Genomic DNA, 1,045 nt, shown 5'->3' with positions numbered 1-1,045 from the left:
CAAAGGAGGATAAGGGATTCGAACCCTTGCACGCTTTTACACGCCTGACGGTTTTCAAGACCGTTCCCTTCAGCCGGACTTGGGTAATCCTCCGTTGAAAAAGATGAAGCTATGATGCCACGGCAGAAGAACCATGACGATGACCCGTACGGGAATCGAACCCGTGTTACCGCCGTGAAAGGGCGGTGTCTTAACCGCTTGACCAACGGGCCGGAATAGAAAGATGAAACGGAGAAGGAGGGATTTGAACCCTCGCGCCGCTTTCGCGACCTACACCCTTAGCAGGGGCGCCTCTTCAGCCACTTGAGTACTTCCCCATAACCAAAATAAATGGGCCTAAATGGACTCGAACCATCGACCTCACGCTTATCAGGCGTGCGCTCTAACCAGCTGAGCTATAGGCCCATAAAAAAGCGGGTGAGGAGAATCGAACTCCCATCATCAGCTTGGAAGGCTGAGGTTTTACCACTAAACTACACCCGCAAATAATGTTATGGCTTGGGACGGAATCGAACCGCCGACACCTTGAGCTTCAATCAAGTGCTCTACCAACTGAGCTACCAAGCCTAATAAAGGGACACTGTAAGCTAAAGCTCAAGTGTGCCATGTTCGTAATGCCGCTAAAGCGTCAACGACCATGCCAATTGCGGGGACAGGACTCGAACCTGTGACCTCCGGGTTATGAGCCCGACGAGCTGCCAACTGCTCTACCCCGCGATAATAAATAATAAAATATTTTAAAATAAAACAATAGCGGCGGAGGGAATCGAACCCACGACCTCCCGGGTATGAACCGGACGCTCTAGCCAGCTGAGCTACACCGCCAAAAAAATAAAAAATGGAGACTAGCGGGATCGAACCGCTGACCTCCTGCGTGCAAGGCAGGCGCTCTCCCAGCTGAGCTAAGCCCCCATATTTCAATCGGGAAGACAGGATTCGAACCTGCGACCCCTTGGTCCCAAACCAAGTGCTCTACCAAGCTGAGCTACTTCCCGATGATAAAAATGCAACCAGTAGGAGTCGAACCTACAACCGCCTGATTCGT

Annotated in this window: 10 tRNA genes; all 10 read right to left on the bottom strand. The window is 51.6% G+C overall.

The features are described from left to right. Positions 1–3: 3 nt before the first annotated feature. A tRNA-Ser gene (locus ACTU7M_RS11485) sits at positions 4–93 on the bottom strand. Positions 94–140: 47 nt separating this feature from the next. Further along, a tRNA-Glu gene (locus ACTU7M_RS11480) sits at positions 141–212 on the bottom strand. Positions 213–229: 17 nt separating this feature from the next. Then, positions 230–317 (bottom strand) — tRNA-Ser (locus ACTU7M_RS11475). Between the two features lie 14 nt (positions 318–331). Continuing rightward, positions 332–405: transfer RNA gene (locus tag ACTU7M_RS11470), tRNA-Ile, on the bottom strand. Positions 406–412: 7 nt separating this feature from the next. Further along, positions 413–483 (bottom strand) — tRNA-Gly (locus ACTU7M_RS11465). Between the two features lie 11 nt (positions 484–494). Next, positions 495–567, bottom strand: a tRNA-Phe gene (locus ACTU7M_RS11460). 77 nt (positions 568–644) lie between these two features. Then, positions 645–717 (bottom strand) — tRNA-Met (locus tag ACTU7M_RS11455). A gap of 34 nt (positions 718–751) precedes the next feature. Next, positions 752–825 (bottom strand) — tRNA-Met (locus ACTU7M_RS11450). A 14-nt stretch (positions 826–839) separates the two neighbouring features. After that, positions 840–912: transfer RNA gene (locus ACTU7M_RS11445), tRNA-Ala, on the bottom strand. Positions 913–921: 9 nt separating this feature from the next. Then, a tRNA-Pro gene (locus ACTU7M_RS11440) sits at positions 922–995 on the bottom strand. Positions 996–1,045 lie beyond the last annotated feature (50 nt).

It is taken from the genome of Jeotgalibaca sp. A122 (assembly GCF_052266715.1).
Taxonomy (GTDB): domain Bacteria; phylum Bacillota; class Bacilli; order Lactobacillales; family Aerococcaceae; genus Jeotgalibaca.
Note: the sequence above shows the minus strand (reverse complement) of the source record. Positions and strands in the feature narration are given on the sequence as shown.